Source organism: Pseudalkalibacillus decolorationis (genome assembly GCF_024609785.1).
In the GTDB taxonomy this organism is placed as follows: Bacteria; Bacillota; Bacilli; order Bacillales; family Fictibacillaceae; genus Pseudalkalibacillus; species Pseudalkalibacillus decolorationis.
Genome location: NZ_JANHJQ010000004.1, coordinates 73,523 through 98,079 on the forward strand (window position 1 = coordinate 73,523; position 24,557 = coordinate 98,079).

General features: G+C 41.0%; 22 protein-coding genes and 2 pseudogenes. 10 read left to right on the forward strand and 14 right to left on the reverse strand.

Annotated features, from left to right (window positions below; genetic code table 11):
* Window positions 1-114: 114 nt before the first annotated feature.
* The 3 genes from NON16_RS05190 to NON16_RS05200 all read right to left on the reverse strand — a co-directional run bounded on the left by NON16_RS05190 (window position 115) and on the right by NON16_RS05200 (window position 1,887).
* Window positions 115-627, reverse strand: coding sequence for a DUF6886 family protein (locus tag NON16_RS05190; protein ID WP_257347543.1), 513 nt, complete (start codon window positions 625-627; stop codon window positions 115-117).
* The gene (locus tag NON16_RS05195) at window positions 624-1,214 is read right to left on the reverse strand and encodes a histidine phosphatase family protein (protein WP_257347544.1); all 591 of its coding nucleotides are present in this window, start codon (window positions 1,212-1,214) and stop codon (window positions 624-626) included. Before NON16_RS05195 ends, NON16_RS05190 begins: the two co-directional genes overlap by 4 nt.
* A 133-nt stretch (window positions 1,215-1,347) precedes the next feature.
* Window positions 1,348-1,887 carry a DUF420 domain-containing protein gene (locus NON16_RS05200; protein ID WP_257347545.1) on the reverse strand — a complete coding sequence of 180 codons (540 nt, stop codon included), beginning with the start codon at window positions 1,885-1,887 and terminating at the stop codon, window positions 1,348-1,350.
* A 376-nt stretch (window positions 1,888-2,263) separates the two neighbouring features.
* Between NON16_RS05200 and NON16_RS25445 the strand changes: the two are divergent.
* Both NON16_RS25445 and NON16_RS25830 read left to right on the forward strand, forming a co-directional pair.
* Window positions 2,264-3,940 (forward strand): annotated as a pseudogene (locus tag NON16_RS25445) (M4 family metallopeptidase); the annotation flags it as partial.
* A 129-nt stretch (window positions 3,941-4,069) separates the two neighbouring features.
* Window positions 4,070-4,723, forward strand: a pseudogene (locus NON16_RS25830) (PPC domain-containing protein); the annotation flags it as partial.
* A 228-nt stretch (window positions 4,724-4,951) separates the two neighbouring features.
* On the opposite strand, the gene NON16_RS05220 reads toward NON16_RS25830, so the two are convergent.
* The 5 genes from NON16_RS05220 to coxB form a co-directional block, all read right to left on the reverse strand.
* Window positions 4,952-6,547: an FMN-binding glutamate synthase family protein gene (locus tag NON16_RS05220; RefSeq protein ID WP_257347546.1), complete on the reverse strand. Its 1,596-nt coding sequence runs from the start codon at window positions 6,545-6,547 to the stop codon at window positions 4,952-4,954.
* A gap of 122 nt (window positions 6,548-6,669) precedes the next feature.
* Complete coding sequence (locus NON16_RS05225; protein WP_257347547.1) at window positions 6,670-6,930, reverse strand: cytochrome C oxidase subunit IV family protein; 261 nt, start codon at window positions 6,928-6,930, stop codon at window positions 6,670-6,672.
* Window positions 6,927-7,535, reverse strand: coding sequence for a cytochrome c oxidase subunit 3 (locus tag NON16_RS05230; protein ID WP_257347548.1), 609 nt, complete (start codon window positions 7,533-7,535; stop codon window positions 6,927-6,929). Before NON16_RS05230 ends, NON16_RS05225 begins: the two co-directional genes overlap by 4 nt.
* Window positions 7,532-9,406 (reverse strand): cytochrome c oxidase subunit I, encoded by a 1,875-nt coding sequence (ctaD, locus tag NON16_RS05235; RefSeq protein ID WP_257347669.1) that lies wholly within the window; start codon window positions 9,404-9,406, stop codon window positions 7,532-7,534. The genes NON16_RS05230 and ctaD overlap by 4 nt, the downstream gene beginning before the upstream one ends.
* A gap of 71 nt (window positions 9,407-9,477) precedes the next feature.
* Complete coding sequence (gene coxB / locus NON16_RS05240; RefSeq protein ID WP_257347549.1) at window positions 9,478-10,506, reverse strand: cytochrome c oxidase subunit II; 1,029 nt, start codon at window positions 10,504-10,506, stop codon at window positions 9,478-9,480.
* 343 nt (window positions 10,507-10,849) lie between these two features.
* Between coxB and NON16_RS05245 the strand changes: the two genes are divergently transcribed.
* The 4 genes from NON16_RS05245 to NON16_RS05260 all read left to right on the forward strand — a co-directional run bounded on the left by NON16_RS05245 (window position 10,850) and on the right by NON16_RS05260 (window position 14,732).
* Complete coding sequence (locus tag NON16_RS05245; protein ID WP_257347550.1) at window positions 10,850-11,995, forward strand: zinc ribbon domain-containing protein; 1,146 nt, start codon at window positions 10,850-10,852, stop codon at window positions 11,993-11,995.
* Between the two features lie 13 nt (window positions 11,996-12,008).
* Window positions 12,009-13,175 (forward strand): S1C family serine protease, encoded by a 1,167-nt coding sequence (locus NON16_RS05250; RefSeq protein ID WP_257347551.1) that lies wholly within the window; start codon window positions 12,009-12,011, stop codon window positions 13,173-13,175.
* A 73-nt stretch (window positions 13,176-13,248) separates the two neighbouring features.
* Window positions 13,249-13,794, forward strand: coding sequence for a 5' nucleotidase, NT5C type (locus NON16_RS05255; protein ID WP_257347552.1), 546 nt, complete (start codon window positions 13,249-13,251; stop codon window positions 13,792-13,794).
* Complete coding sequence (locus tag NON16_RS05260; RefSeq protein ID WP_257347553.1) at window positions 13,794-14,732, forward strand: NAD(P)/FAD-dependent oxidoreductase; 939 nt, start codon at window positions 13,794-13,796, stop codon at window positions 14,730-14,732. Before NON16_RS05255 ends, NON16_RS05260 begins: the two co-directional genes overlap by 1 nt.
* Window positions 14,733-14,915: 183 nt before the next feature.
* Here NON16_RS05260 and NON16_RS05265 read toward each other — a convergent pair whose 3' ends face one another.
* From NON16_RS05265 to NON16_RS05275, 3 genes are all read right to left on the reverse strand, one after another.
* Window positions 14,916-17,315, reverse strand: a complete 2,400-nt coding sequence (locus NON16_RS05265; protein ID WP_257347554.1) for a penicillin acylase family protein — start codon at window positions 17,313-17,315, stop codon at window positions 14,916-14,918.
* A gap of 32 nt (window positions 17,316-17,347) precedes the next feature.
* Complete coding sequence (locus NON16_RS05270; RefSeq protein WP_257347555.1) at window positions 17,348-18,202, reverse strand: DUF4037 domain-containing protein; 855 nt, start codon at window positions 18,200-18,202, stop codon at window positions 17,348-17,350.
* A 153-nt stretch (window positions 18,203-18,355) separates the two neighbouring features.
* Window positions 18,356-18,538 (reverse strand): hypothetical protein, encoded by a 183-nt coding sequence (locus tag NON16_RS05275; protein WP_257347556.1) that lies wholly within the window; start codon window positions 18,536-18,538, stop codon window positions 18,356-18,358.
* Window positions 18,539-18,960: 422 nt separating this feature from the next.
* On the opposite strand from NON16_RS05275, the gene NON16_RS05280 reads away from it, so the two are divergent.
* Together NON16_RS05280 and NON16_RS05285 are read left to right on the forward strand one after the other, a co-directional pair.
* On the forward strand, window positions 18,961-20,172 hold the full coding sequence (locus NON16_RS05280) for a mechanosensitive ion channel family protein (protein WP_257347557.1): 1,212 nt from the start codon (window positions 18,961-18,963) through the stop codon (window positions 20,170-20,172).
* A 63-nt stretch (window positions 20,173-20,235) separates the two neighbouring features.
* A complete protein-coding gene (locus NON16_RS05285) occupies window positions 20,236-20,361 on the forward strand; it encodes a YuzL family protein (RefSeq protein ID WP_257347558.1) in 126 nt (41 codons plus the stop codon).
* A gap of 69 nt (window positions 20,362-20,430) precedes the next feature.
* Here NON16_RS05285 and NON16_RS05290 read toward each other — a convergent pair whose 3' ends face one another.
* The 3 genes from NON16_RS05290 to NON16_RS05300 all read right to left on the reverse strand — a co-directional run bounded on the left by NON16_RS05290 (window position 20,431) and on the right by NON16_RS05300 (window position 21,985).
* Window positions 20,431-20,613, reverse strand: coding sequence for a YbxH family protein (locus NON16_RS05290; protein ID WP_257347559.1), 183 nt, complete (start codon window positions 20,611-20,613; stop codon window positions 20,431-20,433).
* A 50-nt stretch (window positions 20,614-20,663) separates the two neighbouring features.
* Entirely contained in the window at window positions 20,664-21,353 is a 690-nt protein-coding gene (locus NON16_RS05295) for a uracil-DNA glycosylase (RefSeq protein ID WP_257347560.1), read from the reverse strand.
* 77 nt (window positions 21,354-21,430) lie between these two features.
* Complete coding sequence (locus NON16_RS05300; protein WP_257347561.1) at window positions 21,431-21,985, reverse strand: flavin reductase family protein; 555 nt, start codon at window positions 21,983-21,985, stop codon at window positions 21,431-21,433.
* A gap of 161 nt (window positions 21,986-22,146) precedes the next feature.
* Here NON16_RS05300 and NON16_RS05305 point away from each other — a divergent pair, with 161 nt between their 5' ends.
* Together NON16_RS05305 and NON16_RS05310 are read left to right on the forward strand one after the other, a co-directional pair.
* Window positions 22,147-23,385, forward strand: coding sequence for an aminopeptidase (locus NON16_RS05305; RefSeq protein ID WP_372508750.1), 1,239 nt, complete (start codon window positions 22,147-22,149; stop codon window positions 23,383-23,385).
* 463 nt (window positions 23,386-23,848) lie between these two features.
* The gene (locus NON16_RS05310; RefSeq protein WP_257347562.1) at window positions 23,849-24,430 is read left to right on the forward strand and encodes a GNAT family N-acetyltransferase; all 582 of its coding nucleotides are present in this window, start codon (window positions 23,849-23,851) and stop codon (window positions 24,428-24,430) included.
* Window positions 24,431-24,557: the final 127 nt, after the last annotated feature.

Below are 24,557 nucleotides of genomic sequence, written 5' to 3' on the forward strand. Positions count from 1 at the left end.
AGTATTTTTATACTTTCTTAACGTGTAAGAAAAGCGGAGGCACCCTCTTTATCCCCCGTATTTCAATTCATGTTTAGGCATCATAACATGCTTACACCTTCAGCCACCTTTAGCTTATACTAGATAGGCATTTCGCATTCGAATCATTGAATAGGATAAAGAAGAATTCAAAACGTCGTCGCGCAAATTTTTTAATGAACGAATCCACCTGAGCTCCACACTCGAATCAATCAGATGTTCCCGCAAGTGACCTATTTTAACAACCTCGATTGGCTTTACACTCTTTTCCGATGTAAAATAACCCGCATTTTCATCAAAGCATTGAAACGATTCCTCTGCAAATGTGTATTGAAAGATCACCGTCTCCTCTAGCTTTGGCAACCACCTGCTTTCAATTGTGATGACCATTTTCGCATTCAGATGAAACCGTTCCATATCCTGATCTGTTGTGTCCTTCCCTTTCCAAATCGCGATTCTTGGACAGTCCCTCGGGAAATAATACAACGGGGCATGCGTCTTATCAATTGCCCAGACCTTTGGAGGCAGCTGTGGAAAGGAAGAACTTTTTCTCGGTATGAACTGCTTAATATCTGCTTCCTCGCTAAAATGGTAAAGAAACTCAATCACGATTTTTGTTCTCCCTGTTTGGACAGGTGTTTACAGCAATTGAATAACTTTAGTTCCCATTTATCCTTTTGCTCCAAAATGGTCACAGATGTATTTTCCAGGCGTCCTTTTTTATACTCTTGTTTTAAAAGAATACCAAAAAGATCATTAAGGAATGCTCCGTGGCTGACTACGATCACATTACCACTTGGGTGTTGCTCAACAATTTCCTTTATAAACGTTTCAACCCGCAGTTGGACAGCCTCGTCGGTTTCAATCTCAAGATCTAGGTCCTTCCAGTTCTCTCCCCATTGCTTCACGCGTTCTTCCTCAATCGTTCCCTCCATCAAGCCAAAGCTCACTTCTCGAAGCCGTTTATCTTCTATAACGGGCAAGTCCAGGATCTCACTGACAGCCGCAGCGGTTCGTTTTGCTCGTTTCAAATCACTTGTGTAAATCGCATCCCATTTCTCGCCGTCAAAACGTCTGCTCAGCGCTTTTGCTTGGAGAATCCCATCCTCATTCAATGGGATATCTGTTTGCCCCTGAGCCCTTCGCTCCAAGTTCCAGCTCGTAGTACCATGCCGTATAAATGCAATCGTCGTCATGATTATCACTCCTTAAATTTATCCAGAACATTTGCTATTCGGTATGAATAAGTGGATTTCCTTCCTTTGTTAAGAAAAAATAGAGGAGGCTTTATGTAGGCCCCCTCTATCATATGAATCATCCGTAATTGTGCTAGTAGTATGGAGAAATCAAGATATAAACTAACACACCTGTCACGCTGACATAGAGCCATAACGGCATCGTCCAGCGAGCGATTTTGCGGTGTTTCTCAACCTGCATGCTCAACCCTCTAAACAAGGACAACAGTGCAAGTGGTACGATGGCCGCAGCGAGAATGATGTGTGTAATTAGAATAAAGTAATAAATATATTTAAGAGGTCCTTCTCCACCATAAGAGGTAGATTCAGATAAATAATGGTAGCTAACATAGGACAATAAGAATAATGTGGTTGATGTAAATGCAGCAAATATAAAACGTCTGTGCAGCTTTATATTCTTTCGCAAAATAAACCAAAGCGCAGATAGTAAAAAGACGAATGTAAAACTATTAAATATCGCATTCAATAACGGCAAGATGGTAATGTCGAATCCTGTCTCCCCACCATACTCCGGTAAAAAGAAAAGGATTACAACGAGTGCATTAACCACGATTGATAAAAGGACGACAATTCCCGTATAGCTCTTTTGTTGAGTAGGTTCCTTGTAAGTCATAGTTTTTCTCTCCTGTTCTTGTAAGCCCCAGTTATCCTTGGCCACTTTTTGAACATCTCCCTCAAGGATATAAGAAGTGGAGTCCTATCGGCAACTATTAACCAACGATTCCACAGAACGTTCACATACACTGTCAATTGTTTTTGAATTCGACCGGCTTTGAACATAGACTTCTATCGAACCATTCTTTATCAAAAAACCGAACATTCACAAGTTAAAAATACTGTTTTATAAAGAAAATGCTGCAATTTTTGACAAAAAATACACCAAATGTACTATATAACTGACTATTTCGATATAGATAGTAAAATTATCCTATTGATATAATATTTTGAATTTTATACTTTTAATATAATACTTAATAAGGGGTGACCAAATGAGTAAAAAATTTACAAAAAAGAGAGTTAGAAAAAAAGGGGTTGCGGTAAGTTTAGCATTATCACTTGCACTTAGTGGTTCTTTATTTCCACACGATGCTGATGCTGCAACAGTAAAGAATGACAAGATTGGTAAGAAGCAAGAGCAGATGAAGGTACTTCACAAGTTCGACAAGAATAACTCTAAGAAAGAGTTGAAAGTTTCTTGGGATAAGAAACGCGGGGTTCCAGATTTTGTTTCTGGCGTTTTATCAGACAAGCCGGTCAAATCTAAAGAGGATCTTCTTCAATACTTGGAGAACCAAGCAGAGTTATTCGATTTAACCGCTGGTAGTTTTAAAATATTGGACGTAAAAGAAGATGAGCTTGGCATGACTCATTACAAGACACAGCTCACAGTGGATGACATTCCTGTATATGGTGCAGAACTTTCTGTACATACGAATAAAGATGGTAAAGTCATTGCCATGAATGGACAGGTAGAGCCAAAGCTTGCAAATATTAAATGGAGTAAGAGAGTAAAAGTTTCAGAAAAGAAAGCGATCAAAAAAGCAGAAAAAGTCTTAGATTTCAAACCAACTAAAGAAACGTATACTTCGGAACCAACAGCGGATCTTTACCTTTATAAAGATAAAAACCGTTGGCTGCCAGTCTATCTGATAGAGTTGCAATATCTTTCACCAGAACCAGGACGTGATTTTGTATTTGTAAGCGCTGTCAATGGTAAAGTTGTTCATCATTACAATGCTTTACATGAAGCCACTGGATCTGGGATTGGGGTGAACGGGGATACCAAAACATTAAATACGTATTTAAAGAATGGTCAATATTATCTCTATGATGATACAAAACCTATGAATGGAGTTATCAGGACATACACAGCAAACAATGGTAGTTCCCTTCCTGGAAGCGATGTATTAGATGCTGATAATAACTTTAATGCTACTTCACAAGCGGCAGCAGTTGATGCCCATTATAATGCTGGTGTGACGTATGATTATTTTTACAATACACATAATCGCAACAGCTATGATAACAATGGATCTGATATCATTTCTACGGTCCACTACGGAAATAATTACAACAACGCATTCTGGAATGGTTCACAAATGGTTTATGGAGATGGGGATGGAAGTACATTCATACCGTTATCGGGTGCATTAGATGTTGTTGCTCATGAATTGACGCATGCTGTTACAGATACATCTGCTGATTTGGTATATGAATTGCAGCCTGGCGCACTAAATGAATCTTTCTCTGATGTTTTTGGTGTTATTGTAGACGCTGAAGATAGTGAATTGGACTGGTTACTAGGAGAAGATGTTTACACACCAGATACCCCAGGGGATGCTTTACGAAGCATTTCAAACCCTGAACAATACAATCAACCTGCACATATGGATGATTATAGAAACCTACCAAATACCCGTGAAGGAGATTGGGGTGGCGTTCATACAAATAGCGGGATTCCAAACAAGGCGTTCTACTACATTGCTTCTGACATCGGTTTAGATAAGTCTGGAAACATTTACTATAGAGCTCTTACGACTTATTTAACATCACAGTCTGACTTCAATGATGCTAGAGATGCGTTATTACAATCAGCTACTGATTTGTATGGAGCAAGCAGTGCAGAGTATCAGGCTGTCGCTGATGGTTATGCTGCAGTTGGTATAGGTGGTGGTACAGATCCTGGTGGTGAGGATACGTATGAGCCTAATAACTCTATAAGTGATGCATATGGTCCAATAACAACTGGTACAACCTACAATTCTTATATTTCATCGGCTTCAGATGTTGACTATTATAAATTTGATGCATCAACTACAGGAAATATTTCTGTAAGCTTATCAAATCTACCTGGGGACTATGACGTTTATCTTTATAACAGTAATGGTAGTTTAGTAGCTCAATCAGAAAATGGCGGAACATCGAGTGAATCTATCTCGTATTCGGCATCAAATACAGGAACTTACTATGTAAAAGTTGTCGGATATAACGGAGCATCAAGCACATCCACTGCTTATGCATTGAATGTAACCTACCCATCCGATTCATCAAGCACTGCACAGTGGTATTATGAGACAGCATCGGCTGACACACCACATCCATACCCTGACAACTACAATAATGGTCATACGTACTCTAAGCCAGGTGCACAAAAAGTTGCGATTCACTTTTCAAGATTCGAAACAGAAGCTGGATATGATTTCGTAAATGTAAAAGATAAAAATGGAAATGTCATTGCACAGCATGATGGAACTAAATCAGCATTCTGGGTAATAGTAGATGGCGACGAAATCACGGTCAACCTTGTTTCTGACGGTTCTATAACCGATTATGGCTATCATATTGATCAAGTTGCATACTTTAATGACCAACCATTACTAAAAGGCGATAATACAATTGTTAAAGATGAGCAAAAAGCAGATACAACTTTTAAAACGCCCATAGAATAATAAGAAAAGCGCAAGCGCCCTGGTTAGCCACGAAGGTCACTGGAAGGCCACTGAGGAGGCTGTTGCCGCCGGAAGGGGACTGAAGTGTCCGAGTGGCTGGGCGTTGGAGCTAGACATTACATCTTTGCACCACAAATTTATACTTTCGCTTAACATGTAAAAATACAAAAAGCGATGGCTGTCGATAAGCCATCGCTTTTTGTTATAACATGTTTCAATTTACTCAAGTTACATCTGTACCATTTCATCCTTCTTCAAAATACGGTCGACACTATATAAGCGCCCTTGCTCATCACGATAGGTAATATGCTTTGATTCAAATTTCGTCGGTGAATCAATACCCACCGCTGCTGCTAAATAAAATAAACCTTCTCGCAAGGACAATACGTAGTTACATACACGGTATGATTTTTCTTCTACAATCAATGCCTTTTGCAGTTTAGGATCCGTCGTTGCAACCCCAACAGGGCAATTATTCGTGTGACATACTTCAGCCATGATACAGCCGACACTGAACATGAATCCTCTAGCAATGTTCACAAGGTCCGCCCCCATTGCAAGTGCCACTGCAATTTTATCTGGCGTAATCAATTTTCCCGAGGCAATAATCTTAACATGATCTCGCACCTCATATTCTCGCAATGTTCGATCGAGCAAAGGTAACGCTGTTAGGAGCGGCAGACCCGCTGCATCAGCGAGCTCCTGATAAGACGCGCCTGTACCTCCTTCACTACCATCAACCGTGATAAAGTCAGGGCCTTTTCCAGAAGACTGCATATATGCAGCAAGCTCTTCAAGTTTCTCCAAATCCGCTACGACAATTTTGATCCCGACTGGTTTACCGCTTACATCGCGTAACCGATCTATAAAATCAAACATCGTTGGGATATCATCAAACTCACGGAATCGGTTTGGACTATCAACGGTTTTCCACGGCTCAACGTTCCGCATTCTTGCAATTTCTTCATTAATCTTTGAACCATCCACGTGACCGCCGCGTGTTTTCGCCCCTTGTGCAAGCTTTAGTTCAAACGCTTTAACCTGCTCGATCTCACTTTTTTTCTTAAATTCTTCCCAGGAAAATTCACCGCCCTTTGTACGAACACCAAATAAGCCAGGGCCAATTTGCATGATAATGTCGACGCCGCCCTTTAAATGATAGTCGCTCAGGCCGCCTTCGCCTGTGTTCATCCACGTTCCACCGGCAATCCCGAGTCCAGTTGAAAGAGCCGTTATTGCCCGGTCACCTAACGATCCAAAGCTCATTGCAGATTGACCAATCAGTCCTTGAGCTTTGAAAGGCTTCCGAGCTGTTTTTCCCCCGATTACAACCGTATCCTCCTCATGCAGAAAGTAAGGTAAACGGTCTTCTGTTTCACGGTGTTCTTTTCTGTTAAGCAATTTTTCATTATCAATATGGTAAACACGTGTTGTGATCTTTGGATTTTGTTCCATACGCATTTCCTCGTGCTGCTTCGGAAACATGGCATTTTTAATATAATATCCTGGCTTACTGAAATCACGCTCCGAGCCAAAGCCCATCATTCTTGTTACATATTTACCTGCTTTCACCACGTTGATATAGTCATTTCTTGAAAAGGGTTTCCCCTCATTATTGTTATTAAACAGATATTGTCTGAATTCAGGACCAATTTTTTCTATAATGTAACGTGCTTTTCCTAAAACGGGGTAATTTCGTAATACTGAATGTTCATCTTGTCTGGCGTCCTCTAGATAAAGCCACACAAATAAACCAACTGGCACAAGAAAAACAACCCCGATGATTACGAGAATAATCGTGGTTAATGTTGTCGTTAAACCCATTCTGTCTCCCCCTTGTTCACCTATTCACTTTAAAAGCATAAAGAAAACTTGGCTCAGCCAAGCCTTTGGCGCCGGCTGAGCCTTAGTTGCGCTTATACTATAGAAAGTATTTTTATACTTTCTTAACGTGTTAAATAAACTATTGCTAGAATCGCCACAAGTAAACCACCGCTTAAAGAAATCCATTTAAACCCTTTTCTCTCGGTTTGGATATCCATGAAAAAGAACAGTTGAAGCATTACCTGTACGATTGCAAAACCTATCAACACGACTGCAGTCCATTCCGATATAACGCGCTTATTCATTACTAAATAAAAAGCGATTCCACTCATAAAAAGCATTGCAGCAAAACCCATCCATTGAGCTCTCGTTGATATTTTCATAATACCACTGCCTTTCCGATCAAATAGACGATCGTGAAGATAAAGACCCAGACGACATCAACGAAATGCCAATAAAGACTAAACACTTCAAGCTTTGTACTTGTATATGAAGAAACCTTTTCTTTACCAAGGTGGACGAGTAGGACAATCATCCAAAGGCATCCAACGAGCACATGCATCCCATGTGTCCCGACCAGTACGTAGAACGAAGACATAAATGGGCTTGATGTAAACGTATGACCATCGCGTACATACGAATAAAACTCGTGCACCTCCAACCCTAAGAATATCAAGGCTAATAATAATGTGCCAATAAGGAAGCTTATCGTTTTGTTGAATTGTCCTTGTGTCGCACCAATCAGAGCCTGTGCGCACGTAAAGCTGCTTGATAATAGTACAAAGGTAGACAGAATAATCTCTTTAAGTTCAAATAATTGTTCAGGGGATTCCCCAGCTCGCGTTTGGCCGTTCAGCGTTAAATAAACTCCAAACAAACAACCAAATAAGACGATCTCAGCTCCGATGAAAAACCATAAGCCAAGTACCTTGTCAGCTTGTTCCGATTTTGAAAATTGCTTGCTTGATACTGTTCGTGAAGTCGTCATTCCTTCTCCCCTCCGATCGATTCATCCTCATCGTAAGGTGGTTTAATCGATTGGCTGCCAGTATCTTGGAAAGACCTTGCTACCAAGAGCAAAGCAACTCCAGTAATCCCTACTATTTGAAAGACAAGAACGTGAAAGATGAACCCGAAGGAAGCGATCGTTAACGCACCACTCATCAAGACTGGTTTCACAGTCGACAAAGGCATTTCAATCTCACCAAGCGGTTCAGCTGCTTCAATTTCTCCATTGGTATACGTTTTCGCTTGCCATAGCGGGTCGATGCCGCGAACTTTAGGAATTCTTGCAAAGTTATATTCGGGAGGTGGTGAAGGGATTGTCCATTCTAACGTACGTCCATCCCATGGGTCCTTCCCAACAGATCGTTCACTATGACGTGCACTATAATAAAGATTCCATAAAAAGATCATCATCCCTGCTGCCATCATGAAAGCACCTATTGTACTTACCATGTTCAAGCCAGCAAGCCCATCCTCAGGTAAATACGTATAAACCCTTCTCGGCATTCCCTTCAAGCCCATAATATGCATTGGAAAAAATGTAATGTGGAATCCGATCAGAAATGTCCAGAAATGCCACTTACCAAGCACTTCATTTAGCTTGAAGCCAAACATCTTCGGCCACCAGTAATATATACCAGCAAATATCCCGAGAATCGTCCCACCAATAATCACATAATGAAAGTGTCCAACGACAAAATAGCTGTCATGGAATTGATAATCAGCTGGAACTGTTGCAAGCATAACACCAGTGACTCCACCAATAACAAACGTAGGAATAAATCCAAGTGCAAACAACATTGCGGTGCGCATTTGAATAACGCCGCCCCTGATCGTAAACAGCCAATTGAAAATTTTAATTCCAGTCGGTACCGCAATGGACATTGTTGAGATTGCAAAAATTGCATTTGAGGTTGGCCCGAGTCCGACGGTAAACATGTGATGTACCCATACCATAAATCCTAGGAACCCAATCAACATGAGAGAGATGACCATCGAACTATAGCCAAATACACGTTTTCGTGAAAACGTACTGATCACATCTGAGAAGATTCCGAACGCCGGTAAAACGAGGATATATACTTCCGGGTGACCGAAAATCCAGAATAGATGCTGCCATATCAATGAGTTCCCTGCATCAGCAGCCAAGAAATTCGTTCCATAAAGACGATCGAACATTAGCAATAACAACGCCACAGTTAAGGCTGGAAACGCAAATAGAATCAAAATGGATGTAACCAGTGTTGACCAAGGAAATAACGGCATACGCATAAAGGTCATCCCAGGCGCTCGTTTATTGATAATGGTTACGAGAAAGTTAATGGCCGTTAACAAGGTCCCTATACCAGAGACCTGGAGACCGAGGGTATAATAATCGTTACCTGGCCCTGGCGCAAACTTTTCTAATGCAAGAGGCGCATACGATGTCCACCCAGCTGTTGGTGACCCACCGAGAACAAAGCTTATATTGACTAAAATGCCCCCAGCCAAAAACAGCCAAAAGCTCATTGCATTTAAATACGGAAAGGCAAGGTCGCGGGCTCCAATTTGCCATGGAATCGCTACGTTCATAAGTCCAATTAGAAGCGGCATCGCGACAAAGAAAATCATTGTTGTCCCATGCGTAGTCATCATTTGATTGTATTTATCACCTTGAAAGACCCAAAATTCATTTTGTGGCAATGCAAGTTGGACACGCATGATCAACGCATCCAGTCCTCCCCTTAGAAAGAAAGCAAAGCCTGCAGTTAAATACATAATACCGACTTTACTATGATGGGTAGACTTCAGCCATTTCCAGAGGGATCTCCACTTTTTGTAGTAAGTTAGAAGAATGGCTACAGCAATACCCATAATCAATATCGAAAGATCGGCTACGATAATATCGGACATCATTTTGATTTTCGTATCAAAAAATGTAAAGGTCATTTCTCATCCCCCTCGACCTCTAAAGACATTAGAAAGTTAATCAAGTCTTCTTTCTCTTCATTATTAAGCTTATCTTTAAAGGATGGCATCGCGACGTCAGGCTTGATCGCCTCAGGGTTATCCAACCATTTCTTCAAGTGCTCAGGTGTATTAGGAAGAACATTGGCAATCCGCTCACGTGAAGCGAAATCCCCTAAATGGGGTGCCACTGCCCGATTAATTTCAGAATCCATCGTGTTCGTAGCATGACAGCTAAGACAATTATCCTTAAATAATGCTTTCCCACGCTTTTCCGAAGATGTTAAGTTACTTCGGTCAGGATTCTTCATACCTTCCACCCATGAATCGAAATCAGCTTCGGATTCAACCTTTACATGAAAACGCATATACGCATGGGCTGCTCCGCACAACTCGGCACATGATCCACGGTACATCCCCGTTTCTCTCGGAATGAATGATAACTTATTCGTCCGATCCCTTATCGCATCCTGCTTACCTGCTAGCTGTGGAACCCAGAACGAATGGATTGTATCAGCAGATGTTAGCTCAATAACGACATTTTTATCAACAGGGACATGAAGAATTTCAGCGGTCGTAATCCCAAAGTCAGGGTACTCAAACTCCCACCAATATTGATGAGCTATCACCTTTACCGTAATCGTTCCCTCTGCTTCTTTCGGTTCATCTGCAAGTTTATATGTATCTTGCACGGTTGGAATCGCTAGTAGCGTTAAAATAAGGATCGGGATGATGGTCCAGATGATTTCAAGCTTTTTGTTTCCCGCCTCTTGTGAAGGGTTCCGGTTTGTCTGTCCAGGTTGTTCCCTATATTTAACGAGAAAAACCGTAAATAATGTAATAACGGTTACAAGGACAATCGACATTAATAACATACTTAGTTGTATTAAAGAAAGCTGTGTTTCAGCAGTGGAGCCTTTCGGATTCAACACATCCCATTTAGACGGACTACACCCTGTAAGTAGCAACATAAAAACAGACCACATTAATAAATGAATTGGCTTCAAGGAACCTGACCTCCCCACTCATTGTAATGTTATCGATCGTTCGGAAAAATTGTAATAAGGGGAATGGATTACCACCTCCCCTTTTATGTACCGAGTTTTTTACACGTTGAGAAAGTATAAAAATACTTTCTATAGTATAAGCGCAACTATGGCGATCACCTGCGCTAAGGCTTGGCGCTAGCCAAGTTTTCTTTATATACTTATTCCCCGACAGATTTCATGCCTAAACCCAGAATTGAAAAAGTTCGGAAAAATGAGGTAATAATTCATAAAAGTTGTTCCATAGTATACTAAATTATGACAGAATAAGTAGAGGAAACAACGGTAAAGAGAGGGAAGAAAAATGTATTGTTCGAATTGTGGGAACCAGCTTCACGAAGAGGATAATTATTGCCAGTCATGTGGGGCAAAACGGACATCCACAGCTGAAAATAAACCATTACATATACGTAAGTGGCACTGGATTGTTCCTTTACTGACTCTTATCATTGTAGTTAGTAGTTTAGGAGTCTATGCTTTATCGGAATTTGTACAAACAAACTCCGCCCAAGAGGCATTTCAAAAAGGGGAAAACCTCGCGCTTGAAGGGGATTATCAAAAAGCAAAAAAGTCGTTCGAACGCGCTCTCGAACAACGTGCGAACTTTAAATCCGCCACAATGAACCTGAAACTAATCCAAGCTGCTACTGCTACTGATGAACACCTACATAAAGCTGAAAAACTCCAAAAAGACCATAAATACGAGAAGGCAATGGACGAGATCCAGGCTGCTGAAACGATTCTCTCAGGATACACTGGTAAATTCATTACTCAACTTGAGAAGGAAATAAAGGAAAGTAGAGTTGAAGCAAATGTTGCTCAGCTACGCTTTGAAATGAAAGGGAAATCGACTATTGAAGAACTCGAGCCGATACTTGTAAAAGCTGAAAAGCTCAATATCCCTGAGGCAAAACAGATCGCCAACAAAATTCGAGTGCAAATTGCTGACTATGCCTACACTGCAGCGAGCGACCTTTTGAAAGAGAAGCAATTTTCTGCCGCACTCGCTTCTGTCACTAAGGGTTTGTCTTATGAACCTGAAAACAAAAAGCTAACCAACCTAATGGCAACAATTAAAAGTGAACAAAAAGCGTTTGAACATGCTGAGCAGAAACGAATCGAACAAGCACTTTTAGCCGCTTCCAAAGAAAAAGAGCACAATTTAAATAGTGCAATTGAGGTTACTTCCATTAAGACGACTTTGGATGAATTTGGAGATGTTGTTGTATCAGGGAAAGTAAAAAGTAACGCAACAGTACCTGTTTCATCAATCATGATTTCCTACACACTGACGAAAAAAAATGGCACAACGTTTAATGAAAATGAAGTATACGTATATCCAGATGTTTTGTATCCGGACGAAACTGGTTCATTTGAGTACACACATTATCTTGTAAATGAAGAGCTAAATGTCAAGTTTAATAAAGCGACGTGGTACCTACAAAAATAAGGAGGGAAAATCTTTGAATCGAACTGCAATTATATCGATTATTCTTACCGTCCTTTTGATTGCCGCAGGTGTGGGAGGATTTTATGCCCTCTACGACCATTATGATGGGTACAAGGTAAAAGCGAGCTCTTCTCTTGGAGAGGTCAGTGAAAAGACTAAACAGTCAACAGCATCTAATTCTTCAAAAGACTTAAAGACGATTATTTATGAAAGCCAAAAGGGTGTCGTTCAACTCGAAGTGACGACCTCCGCTGGAGAAAGCCTAGGCTCTGGCTTTCTTTACAACGATAAAGGGGATGTAGTAACGAATGCACATGTCGTCCAAGGAGCGAAGAAAATAATTGCAAGGACAGCAGATGGACAACAATATGAGGGATATTTAATCGGGATGGGTGACACAACCGATGTTGCAGTTGTTCGTGTACCTGAATTAGCAGGGAGAATGCCTATTCCAGTTGAAAAGAAAGACCCTGCAGAGGTTGGAGATGAGGTCATCGCCCTCGGCAGCCCAATCGGCTTACAAAACACAGTTACTACAGGAATTATTAGTGGGGTAAATAGAGAGTTTACAATCGATGACTTCACATATGTAGATGTCTATCAAATTTCCGCTCCAATCACAAAGGGAAACAGCGGTGGGCCATTAATAGATAAACAAACCGGAAAAGTTCTTGCAATCAACTCTGCAGGAACAGAGGAAGGATCAATCGGATTCAGCATTCCTATCACCAACGTATACGATAAAATCATTTCATGGTCAAAAAACCCCGACAAGGTTCCCCCTGAGATGATGACCAAGAAGGAATCACCAACACCCACGGAAGAACCTATTAAACTCTATCCCGGCGATGGAGAATACATTGTTAATTACTTTTATGAAAGTCTTACCATTGGGGATTACGTAACTGCCTATTCCTTATTAGGTAGCAAACGACAATTGGATATTTCCTATGAAAAATTTCGAAAAAGCTACCTTCATACGGTTAATGCAACGGTTGATAAAATTAGCAGCACTCATAATAAGGACAATGAGGAAGCAACTGTCACGGCATTTATAAGCACGATAGAACGCAGTGGTAATCAAAAAACACAGTCGATCCCTTACAAAGGTACGTATAAAGTCGGATTCGAAAACAATCAACTTAAAATAATTAGTGAGGAACTAGAGAAACTTAAATAAGTGATGGTTTATGGAAAAAGCTAACGATTCGGTTGATACTTTCTTACCTTCGAACTAAAGGAGAACTACCGAGATGAAGACATTGTTGATTGATATGGACTCAGTGATTTGCGACCTTATGACTGAGTGGCATAGAAGATATAACCGAGATTATGATGATAACCTAAGCATTCAAGATCTAAAGTGTTGGGACAGCGAAAATTATGTAAAAAAGGAATGTGGCAACAAGATTTATGATTACCTAGATGAACCAGAACTTTTCATAAAATTGGACCCTCTTCCTAATGCAATTGAGGTCTTAAGACGTTTGCATGAAAACTACGAAATCCTTATCGTCACTAGTAGTAGAACATACGCCTACACCGAAAAAGAAAAGTGGATTGAAAAGCACCTGCCATTTATCGGGAAACGGAACCTCATTTTCACCCACCGGAAAGAAATGGTCCGAGGCGACATTCTTTTTGATGATGCCCCCCATAACTTAATTGCCTTTAAAAAAACCGGGCGTACAGCGATTGCAATGGATTATCCTTATAATCAAGATGTAAAAGTGGACCGGGTAAGTAGCTGGCTTGAATTTGAAGGTTGGTTGGAAGCTTACGAAAAGGGTGATCAATAGTGAAAACAACGGATATCTTAATAGTTGGCGGCGGTCCAGCAGGGATTTCAGCAGCAATATGGTGTCAGCGCCTCGGTTTGGATTACTTGTTAATTGAAAAGGCAGAGCAACTTGGTGGTCAATTAATGGGAATACATAACCAAATTGTCGATTACCCAGGTCAAATTTATGCAACTGGGAAAGACTTTAATGACCAACTCATTCACCATATCCACCACCTAAAATGCAATTATAGCGTTCGAACACCCATCAAATGGATCGATTTAGATAAGCAAATTGTGAAGCTCCAATGGGATGAGACTTTGTTGCATTACTGCTATTTAATCGTCGCATCTGGTACATCAGTTAGGAAACTGAATATTCCAGGTGAGCAAGAAATGATCGGTCGAGGTGAAATCTATTCCGCGACGAAGGATCGTCATCGTTTTAAAGGTAAAAAGGTTGTTGTAGTCGGTGGTGGTGACCGTGCATTCGAAGGCGCATTGTTGCTTGCTGATTGCGGCGCGGACGTTGTTGTAGTACATCGTTCCAAACAGTTCCGAGCGCGTGAAGAATTTCGAAAGCCTGTACTTGAACATACGAGAATTTCCGTTGTTGAGGATACGATTATTAGTCGAATTCACGATAATGGGAGCCAAGTAGATTACGTTGAGTTAGAAAATGTAAAGGATGGATCGATGCAAACACTAGCTGTTGAAGGCATTTTCGTTCGGATCGGTGTTCAGCCAAACACCAAATTTGTTAAGGAATATGTCTGTCATGATGAAGATGGCTACATTCAGGTTGATACATGCCAACGAACAAACCATCCTTCTATATACGCAATCGGGGACGTATGTACACACCCTATTTTCTCGAGCATTTCTGTAGCCACTTCCCAAGGAATGATTGCTGCGAAACACCTGTCATTGCAGCTCTCATGCCGAAATGTTGATTGATCCAGATGAACTTATAGTAACTCATACACCAAAACAGCTCTTTCCGCCGTTTTGGTGTATTTCGTCTCTACTTAGGTCTTTTACTTACTACTAAAATTGTTGATCTTCCCTCTCTATGAAACTTGTTCAGCACCTATCTTCGTTGTGTTCTTCTTAGCAGTCGTAATAACAAAAATACTTACATCATTTCTCCGGTAGTAATCGTAATTTGTCACCTTTTCGATAGTCATCTTTAACTATACTTGTAATGTGGTATCTCCCCGTTGTCCATTCATTGATTTGATCATCATACCAATCGCTTAGGACGTGGCCGGATTGGCCTGGGCTAACGACATTAAACGTATGGCTAATGTCTGAAAGGTCAACCACCGTTCGCCAGGCTGCACCATGGTTCACATTCCCGCTCCCCCAATTCCAGCCAGCTGCCATTACAGTCACACGACTCCCTCCGAGTGGGACTGGATCGGAATTAAATAGCAGGTTAAGAGGTTTAATTGATCCTAGCGGGTGTTCGAATGATAGAGTATGATAATCTCCCCATTTCCATTCGTCTGAATCGTCTCCTTGCAGTTCCGTTATTTTGTCAACTGTACGTTTGAAAGCTTGTGACGCTACATTAGACAATCCTCCTGCCTCACTGATCCAAATACCATCTTCTCCAATATTGGCATTCCTGATTAATTCATCAACGACCTGTGCCCTTCCATCAAATAAGTCCATCATTTCTTTATCAATCTGTTCGTCAAATAAGGTATGGCTAATCTCATTCATCCAGAAATGGAAAAGGAGAGGCGCACCTAAATTCTTATCATCATTGTAATTCCATTGGACGAGCATATTATAGGCTTCCTTCTCTACTTCAGACAACGATGATTGGGATAGCCTCGGCAACAAAATAGGAATCATTTCCACTGCCTGCAGATTATATTGATCGAACTGTAATTGTTTCATATCTTCTACTGTAAATTGGCCAAGTCCTGACAGAACATCAACAATCCGCTCATGGCGATAAGGTTGCGCCCAAGTATGGGTGATATGGTACGGATACTCTTCACCGACGATCTTATTGTTTGCGGTTGCGATAAACCCTCGATCCGGATCTTCGATTGTTGGAAGCTCATCCCACGGAATAAATCCTTCCCATTCATATTCATCCGTCCAACCAGGTACAGGGAGCATACTGTCTCCTTTTTTACGAATTGGAATCAGCCCATTTGCTCTATAGGCAATCTTTCCATCCTTAGATGCAAACACAAAGTTTTGAGCAGGTGTATGAAAATAGGTTAGTGCCTCCTTGAATTCGTCCCAATCCTTTGCACTATTCATGAGAAGGACTGCTTCTAGCTCGGTTGAAGGTTGTAAGGCAGTCCATTTCAAAGCAAGTGCTGTGTCAGGATTATCGTCGTGAGCAAATTCTGAAATAATGGGTCCATGCCTTGTGATCATAACAGTATGCTCAACTGGATTAGCACCTTTTATCTGAATGGTTTCTTCAATAATTTCAGCCTCTTTCCACTCCCCCATATATTGAAAAAGTGTTGGATCCTCCGGATGTCGCTTCTCGATATAGAGGTCCTGCACATCAGGCCCGACATTCGTCACTCCCCAGGCAATATTTTCATTATGACCGACAATAACCCCGGGAATTCCGGCAAAAATTACGCCGCTTACATTCAGATTATTCGACTTTAGGTGGGTTTCATACCAGATGGATGGTGTACCAAGGCCTAGGTGAGGGTCATTCGCAAGTAAAGGTAATCCACTTTCTGTTTTTTGACCGGAAACGACCCAGTTATTACTTCCATTAAAAGTGTTTGGAACCACAGCGTTCGCAAAGCTTTTCTTAAAATGAAGCGGATTATTCTTGGCGGCTGAAATAATGGTCGAACCGTCTTCAGGATAGGATGGAAAGAGCTCCAGCGCCTTCTCTTCCGGAAACTTTTGAAGCAGGTATTGACGAAAGGCCTGGCCTTCCCAATGACCTCCCAAATCAAAAGCCATATATTTTGCAATCGTTAAAGAATCTACTGGTGTCCATAATTCTGGTTCGTAGTTCATTAGTAGAAATTCCACTGGCAGGGTGTTTTTCCTTTTTGCCTCTTTTATGTATGTATTGACACCCTCCGCATAATATTTCAACACTCGTTTCGCCTGATCTGAATAACCGTCCCATGAGGCCTCTGCAGCACGCCTCAAACCAAGTGTACGGAAAAATTTATCGTTATCGACAGTCGCTTCACCTACAACCTCGCTAAGCCTTCCTGAAGCTAATCGACGACTTAAATCCATTTGAAATAAGCGATCTTGAGCGGTTATGTACCCTTGTGTAAAATAGAGATCTCTCACATTTCCGGCTTCAATATGAGGAACCCCGGCTTGATCCCGGAATATCGAAACTGGTTCTGAGATTCCTGAAACAACAACTTCTCCCTTAGTGGTTGGCAGTGTTTTTTGCAAAATATAAATGGATATCGATGAGGTAATGATCAGTACAATAAGTAAAATCGAACAAAGGATCAAAATGACCTTTTTGAACGGAAGACGACGTTTGACTACGTACTCTCTTTGGACGACTTTTTCCATCTACATCCCCTCTCTTATGAACCCTCTCTATCTCATCTAATCGACTCAGCTTTACCAGACATCGGCCGCAAAGATTGAGCATTTGATTTAAGCTTGTGAATAGTAATATTCGGACACTCGTTTTCAATTAAATGGAACGTATCTTCAATAAGGGTTTCTAATGTTTGAACTCCTTCATCAGGCTCTAATTTTCCAAAAACCTTCAGAAGACGGTCGCTGAAATACTTCGGCTTAATGTCGAATCGTTCAGAAGTTTCTTTTATCCATTTAAATTTAGGATGATGGATATATTGCTTGTTTAAAGCACTCAAAATGGCCATGAGGTTCATACTTACGCCTGTCATAGTTCGATGTAGCATCAAATAATCTCCTCTATGTAAGAGAGCAGAACGATTTTGCCATGGACCACCAAAGTCCAAATGCTCGAGGATCATGTTCGACTTTAAATGCTCTGGGTAGGTTTCTAAGGCTGTTTTCATCTCATTTAGACGACTTTCCCCTTTATGCGGGATCCCGTCTATAATAGCCCCTAACAAGCATTGCTTATCAAGCGAAGAATCCCCATTCTTACATACATCTTTTATATAATCCTCAGCTGTTGCGGTTAAAAAGTTGCTAATTTCAAATTTCGTTTGATCAATCACAAACGATTCGGACCATTCGTTATCTTCATACGGATGGAAATCAAGAATGGTTCCATTAACTTTCTCGATTGGTGTTAACCGATCTTCATCTTTTGGGGCCCTGTCCCATAATAAAAAGAGCTCTATATCCGAATACTCATCCTGCCACCCTCTCGAAACTGATCCACCGACAAAGAGAACGGACAGTTTAGGATTTTCACGATATATGGCTGACATTTGCTGTGCTTTTTCAAATAAGTTCATACTATCTCCCCTAGCGTGGTAACTACTTCCAATTATATATTATAATATTGTGAAAATATATGAAATTTTAGATATAATTTGAATCTTACCTTCAAAAAAAATCAGGACTTTCCGATAGGCGTAGCCCGTCATCGGAAAATCCCTGAATTGTTGTTATCGCGGATCTGTTTCATCAAGAGATAATGTCGTAACTTCAGTATAATCTCCCTTTTTAACTTCCTCTTTTGTTGCATTCTGTTTCAGTTGATAATCAATATCCATGCCTGGTGCAACAGTCGGTTCATTAGGTTCATTAGGCTGTTTAGACTTTTCCTTATCTTTTCGTTTGTGGGGCATTGGGCACCCTCCTTTTCATAAATTGATCTTTCGTTTATTCTTATGAGTAAAGAAAGTATAAAAGTTTGCGGCATGGATGTAATGTCCAGCTTCAGCGCCCAACCCCTTGGATCACTTCAGGCCTCCTGCGGCGGCAACACACTGAAGTACTCCATGTATATTCCCACGCAGGGCCGAACGCGTTTGGGCCGAGCCTCCTCGTCGGTCTTCCAGTGACCTTCGTGGCTAAGCAGGGCGCTTGCGCTTTTCTTAGTATTCATTCTTCATTTGGATATAATCCTTACTTTAAACTCAACACATTATTTTACCCTTCCCGCATTTTCTGATAGATTACAATTAACGTGCATATTTAATATGAAAGTTCAACCGCCTAAAATCGGTATATAACAACGGCGATAACGTCACCTTAAAGGAGTACTACTATGCGGGAAACAATTGAAAATTGGGTCAACCTAGCAACTGATCTTTCGTTATGGAAAGATATCGGAATTGCTTTGGCGATCCTTTTAGCTTTTGTCTTATTTCGAAAGCTATTTACGAAATATGTTTTTAAATTAATTAAGCGGTTTACGAACAATTCACGAGCAAAGCTTTTCCATAAGATACTACTTGCTTTTGAAGGTCCTTTGCGTGCCTATTTCATCTTTCTAGGTCTGTATATTGCCTACCGTTCTTTAGAATTTAGTGGTGGGTATCTAGATGTTCCTCAACAGTTGTTTCGGACCACAGGGATTCTAATGGTTACATGGGGCTTGATTAATTTAGCATCATCGTCATCAATATTATTTGATCATATACAACGCAGATTTAATCTTCAGGTCGACCAAATTTTAATCCCTTTCCTTTCTAGGGTCTTAAAGGCTATAATCGTTGCGATTAGTATCAGCATCATTGCGCAAGAGTGGGGTTACAATGTCAATACTTTTGTAGCAGGGCTTGGTATAGGGGGGCTTGCAATTGCCTTCGCTGCGAAAGAATCCCTAAGCAACCTGTTAGGCGGAGTTATCATTATTATTGAGAGACCTTTTTCAATTGGAGATTGGATCCAAACACCATCGGTTGAAGGTGTCGTAGAGGATATCAATTTCCGAAGTACTCAAGTCCGTACCTTTGCAGACTCATTAGTCACTGTACCGAATTCAATAATCTCAAACGAAACCATTTCAAACTGGAGTAGAATGAGAAAGCGCAGGGTTACGTTTAATTTGGGATTAACGTATAGTACGCCAAAAGATAAAATTCAAATCTGTGTAGAGCGAATTAGAACTATGATCCGTGAGCATAAAGAAGTGCACCCGGATTTAATCGTCGTTAATTTTGACCATTATAATGCGAGCAGCCTCGACCTACTCATTTATTTCTTTACAATTACAACCAGCTGGGAGAGGTACCTCGATGCTAAACAAGATATCAATTTAAAAATTATGGATATTTTGCAGGAAGAAGGCGTCGATATTGCATTCCCTAGCACAAGTGTATACGTTGAAAAAGCCGAAGAAACACAAACAAAACCAAACGTCTATCAAGAACAACAATCACCTTTTGAAGAAAACACAAAACAAGAACTCGATGAAAAGTATGATGATTCGGTTGAACGAAACATGGAACACTCTTCTGAAGGTGAAAGAGGTTAAGGTACACACTTTTTGAATTTGATTTCATTAAGGAGGACAAATTAAAATATGGAGGTGTTAATAATGTCAAAAAGGAAAGCAAACCCTACAACGATTGGTTTGGGTTCTCCGCAGCCAGAAGGTCAAGGAACCGGTTATGAAAAAGGAAAAGCTGTCGATTCCGCACGTAAAAAAACGAAAAAGCACTAGACTTATCTTCTTAGAAATTAGGATGGGGACGACTTCATTTAGTCCTCCCCCTTATGGTTAGTATGTTGATCACTGTACTAAAAAACGATCCACTACTTGTTCGATTTCATCTTCGTTCGGTTGCTGACCTGAAAATTCAAACGGTAATTCCTTAATGAATTTGCCATCCTGGTAAACATGAACCGCACCATTTTGATGAGATACACTGTACTCGACTTCAAACGTAAAGCCGTCTCGTTGAATAGCACCCATAGGGTTAAAACCTCCTCTGTTCCTACCATATTTTATTAGTATGAGCAGAGTTAGTCATTTTCAACAGAGAGGTTTGGGATTTCCCAATCAATTTCGTCCAGCCCACTTTCTTTTAAAAACTGATTCGTACGCGAAAAAGGTCGACTCCCAAAAAAACCTTTGCTTGCCGAAAACGGACTTGGATGTGGTGATTTTATAATACAATGATGGTCGTTCGTGATCAATTCTTCCCTTTGTTGAGCGTGGCGTCCCCATAAAATAAAAACAATAGGCGTAGAACGTGCATTCAAATGTTGAATGACCTTGTTCGTAAAGTGCTCCCACCCCAATCCTTTGTGGGAATTTGGTTGGCGCTCCTTGACTGTCAGAACCGTATTCAACAACATCACACCTTGCTTTGCCCAGTGAATAAGTGATCCGTGGTTTGGAATGTCATGACCGAGATCCTCATTTAATTCTTTAAAAATGTTCCGTAATGACGGTGGATGCTTGACCCCAGGCTGAACAGAAAAGCTAAGGCCGTGTGCTTGTCCGGGACCGTGATAAGGATCCTGTCCTAAAATAACCACTTTCACATCTTCGTAAGGTGTATAATTCAGCGCATTAAAAATGTCATACATATCCGGATAGACCTTCTCCACTTCATATTCTTCCTTTAACTGTCTACGAAGGTCTTTATAATATGGTTTCTTAAATTCATCCTCTAGTACTTCTTCCCAATCATTTTGTAAAATTGCCATTGATAATCACCCGCTTGTAACAAGATTAATTGATATCCTAATGAACTATATGGTTACTAAGAACTCAATCTTTCCCCCTACACTCTATACTGCTTGATGACACTTTTCATATCTGCTTTCAAGTAGCTGGAACGTCCTAAATACAGTGGAATCTCCAACTTTCCAAAGTCCGGTAATCCATCTTCTTTAAATAACGCATCGTCTCGGTAAAATTTCATAATATCAGCGACGAACCAATCATGGTCTCCGTATGAATTGACGTCGATCGTTTGACATTCGTACGCGACATACGCATCATGTAAAATTGGTGCATCTACCATTATGCCACGGTCAAAACCAACACCGCCAAGCTCCAATTTATTCGTGTCACTCCCCGAATAAGTGCCCGTTTGTTGAATGAACTCCGCCTTTTCAAATGGAAGAAAATTGATCGCAAAACGACCCGCTTTTTTAACAAGCTCGTGTGTATGTCTTTCTCGTCCAATCGCAACGCCATAAATCGCTGGTTTATATGATATATAAGAATGCCACCCTGCTGCCATCACATTGTCTTCTCCCTTATAGGACACCGTTACAATCGCCACCATTCCTGGATAGCTATGCATCACAGTTCGATCTGTAGGTATTCGCATCGTTCTTCTCCCCCCATACTCTCTTTCTGGTTATTATCACATGAAAGTGAATTGACTGTCAGTTTGATTGCCTCGAATTCTGATATAATTGTAGAAGATATTCAAAATACTACAAAAACTATATGTGTGATGTTCAAACATTTAAAGGAGGATCAGCGAAAATGAACGCAATGACAAATGAAACCAAACTTTCAAACCTAGCGAAGGTTACGGTTGAAGTAGGAATTAACCTTCAGCCGTATCAAACGCTTTTTATAAATGCATCAATTGAAGCTTTAGGGTTTGTTCGAAAGATAAGCGAATTGGCGTACCGAAAAGGGGCAGGAAATGTTCATGTAGAGTGGTCTGATCAAGAGCTTTCCAAACAAAGGTTGACTTATGCGAGCGAAGAAATGTTAGCTTCATACCCTAATTGGAGTAAAGGGCGGGCCGAATCCTTTGTCGAAGAAAACGCAGCATTTTTGAACATTCAAAGTACAGATCCAGATGCATTTAAGGATATTGACCCGAAGCGAGTAGCGATCCAAAATAAAGCGGCTGCACTCGCACTACGTAAAGTGTCGACAGCCAGACAATCAGGGAAAGTAAAGTTTTGTGTCGTGTGTATACCAAATGAAGCTTGGGCAAAAAAGGTCTACCCACACCTAAACCCTAAGGACGCGGTTGAGCAATTATGGGAAGCGGTTTTTCAGATGACTCGGGTGGATACTCTCGAACCGGTAAAAGAGTGGGACAAACATATCGCTTACTTAACAAGTAAAGTAGATGAGCTTAACGAAAAAAGGTATCGCCAGCTCTATTTCGTAGCACCTGGTACGGACTTGACGATAGATTTACCCGATGATCACCTTTGGGTTGGCGGGGGTACGAAAACTCACGACGGCGTCTTCTTCACACCAAATTTACCGACTGAAGAAGTGTTTACAGCACCACTAAAAACGGGTGTAAATGGAACTGTTACAAGTACGAAGCCTCTCATTTATAGTGGGACTGTCATTGAGAACATCCAGCTGACATTTAAGGATGGAAAGATCGTGAGTGTCAACGCTTCAAAAGGACTGGACACTTTAAAGGAATTAATCAAAACCGATGAAGGGGCTCGGTATTTGGGAGAGGTCGCTCTTGTACCCCAGGATTCACCGATTGCGATACGGGAAACGATCTTTTACCATACATTATTTGATGAAAATGCGTCATGTCATTTAGCAATCGGTGCTGCTTACCCACTTTGTGTACAAGACGGAAACAAAATGACGGGTGAGCAGCTTGGAGAATCTGGTCTAAACACAAGCATCACACACGTTGATTTTATGATTGGTTCGAATGAAATGAACATTGATGGTATCCAAGCAGACGGACACCGCGAACCATTGTTCCGAAACGGCTGTTGGGTAAAGTAAAACACCTATCCTTCCATTATAAGAAAAGCGCAAGCGCCCTGGGTAGCCACGAAGGTCAATGGAAGGCAACTGAGGAGGCTGTTGCCGCCGGAAGGGGACTGAAGTGATCCAAATGGCTGGGCGCTGGAGCTAGACATTGCCTCTTTGCATCAAAATTTTATACTTTCTTACCTCTTACGAAAAGCGCAAGCGCCCTGCTTAGCCACGAAGGTCACTGGAAGACCGACGAGGAGGCTCGGCCCAAACAAGTTCGGTCCTGCGTGGGAATATACATGGAGTACTTCAGTGTGTTGCCGCCACAGGAGGTCTGAAGTGATCCAAGTGGTGGGGCGCTGAAGCTGGACATTACATCCATGCCGCAAACTTTTATACTTTCTTAACGTGTTAAAAACTCTGTGAAAAAACATTATCCGTAGAGTAAAAAATTACACAAAGTAGAGACAAATTACTAGGGGGAAAAGCTATGATTACACGATCGATACGAAACGGCCAACGTATCTATCTTGGCCGATTTAAAGAAGAGGATCTTGAAACGATATCGAGCTGGTATCACGATGATGAGTATATGCGCTGCATGGACGCCTCTCCATCGTTTCCACTTCTTGCCCGTGATTTTAAAGAATGGGTAGAACAAAAACCGAAGGAGCACAAATCCTATTTATTTGCTGTTCGATTAAAAGAAGATGATCGAGTTCTCGGTTGGGTCGACATCGATGGAATCCTATGGCCACATCGAAACGCTTGGCTTGCAATCGGTATTGGCGAACGGGACATTTGGCAGCAAGGGATTGGCTATGAAACAATGCAGCTCGTCCTTGATTTCGCTTATAATGAACTGAACCTGCACCGTATACAGTTAAGCGTATTCAGCTATAACAAGCGAGCAATAAAGCTATACGAACGACTCGGCTTTACGTATGAAGGAGCACAGCGTGAATTCGTATTCCGGGATGGAGAAGCCCATGACATGCTCATGTACGGGCTATTGCGTCGAGAGTGGCTTGAGCTTAACCAAAAACAAGATACAAAGCCTATTTTCGAATAAGATTGCTTTAACTCTACAATTCAACACGTTTCTTTTTCTAAAGGAAACTTGATATAATTAAAGATACGATAAAAAAAACATAGATTTCATATAGGAATTCCAATAGATTGAACACTAGGAGGTTTTA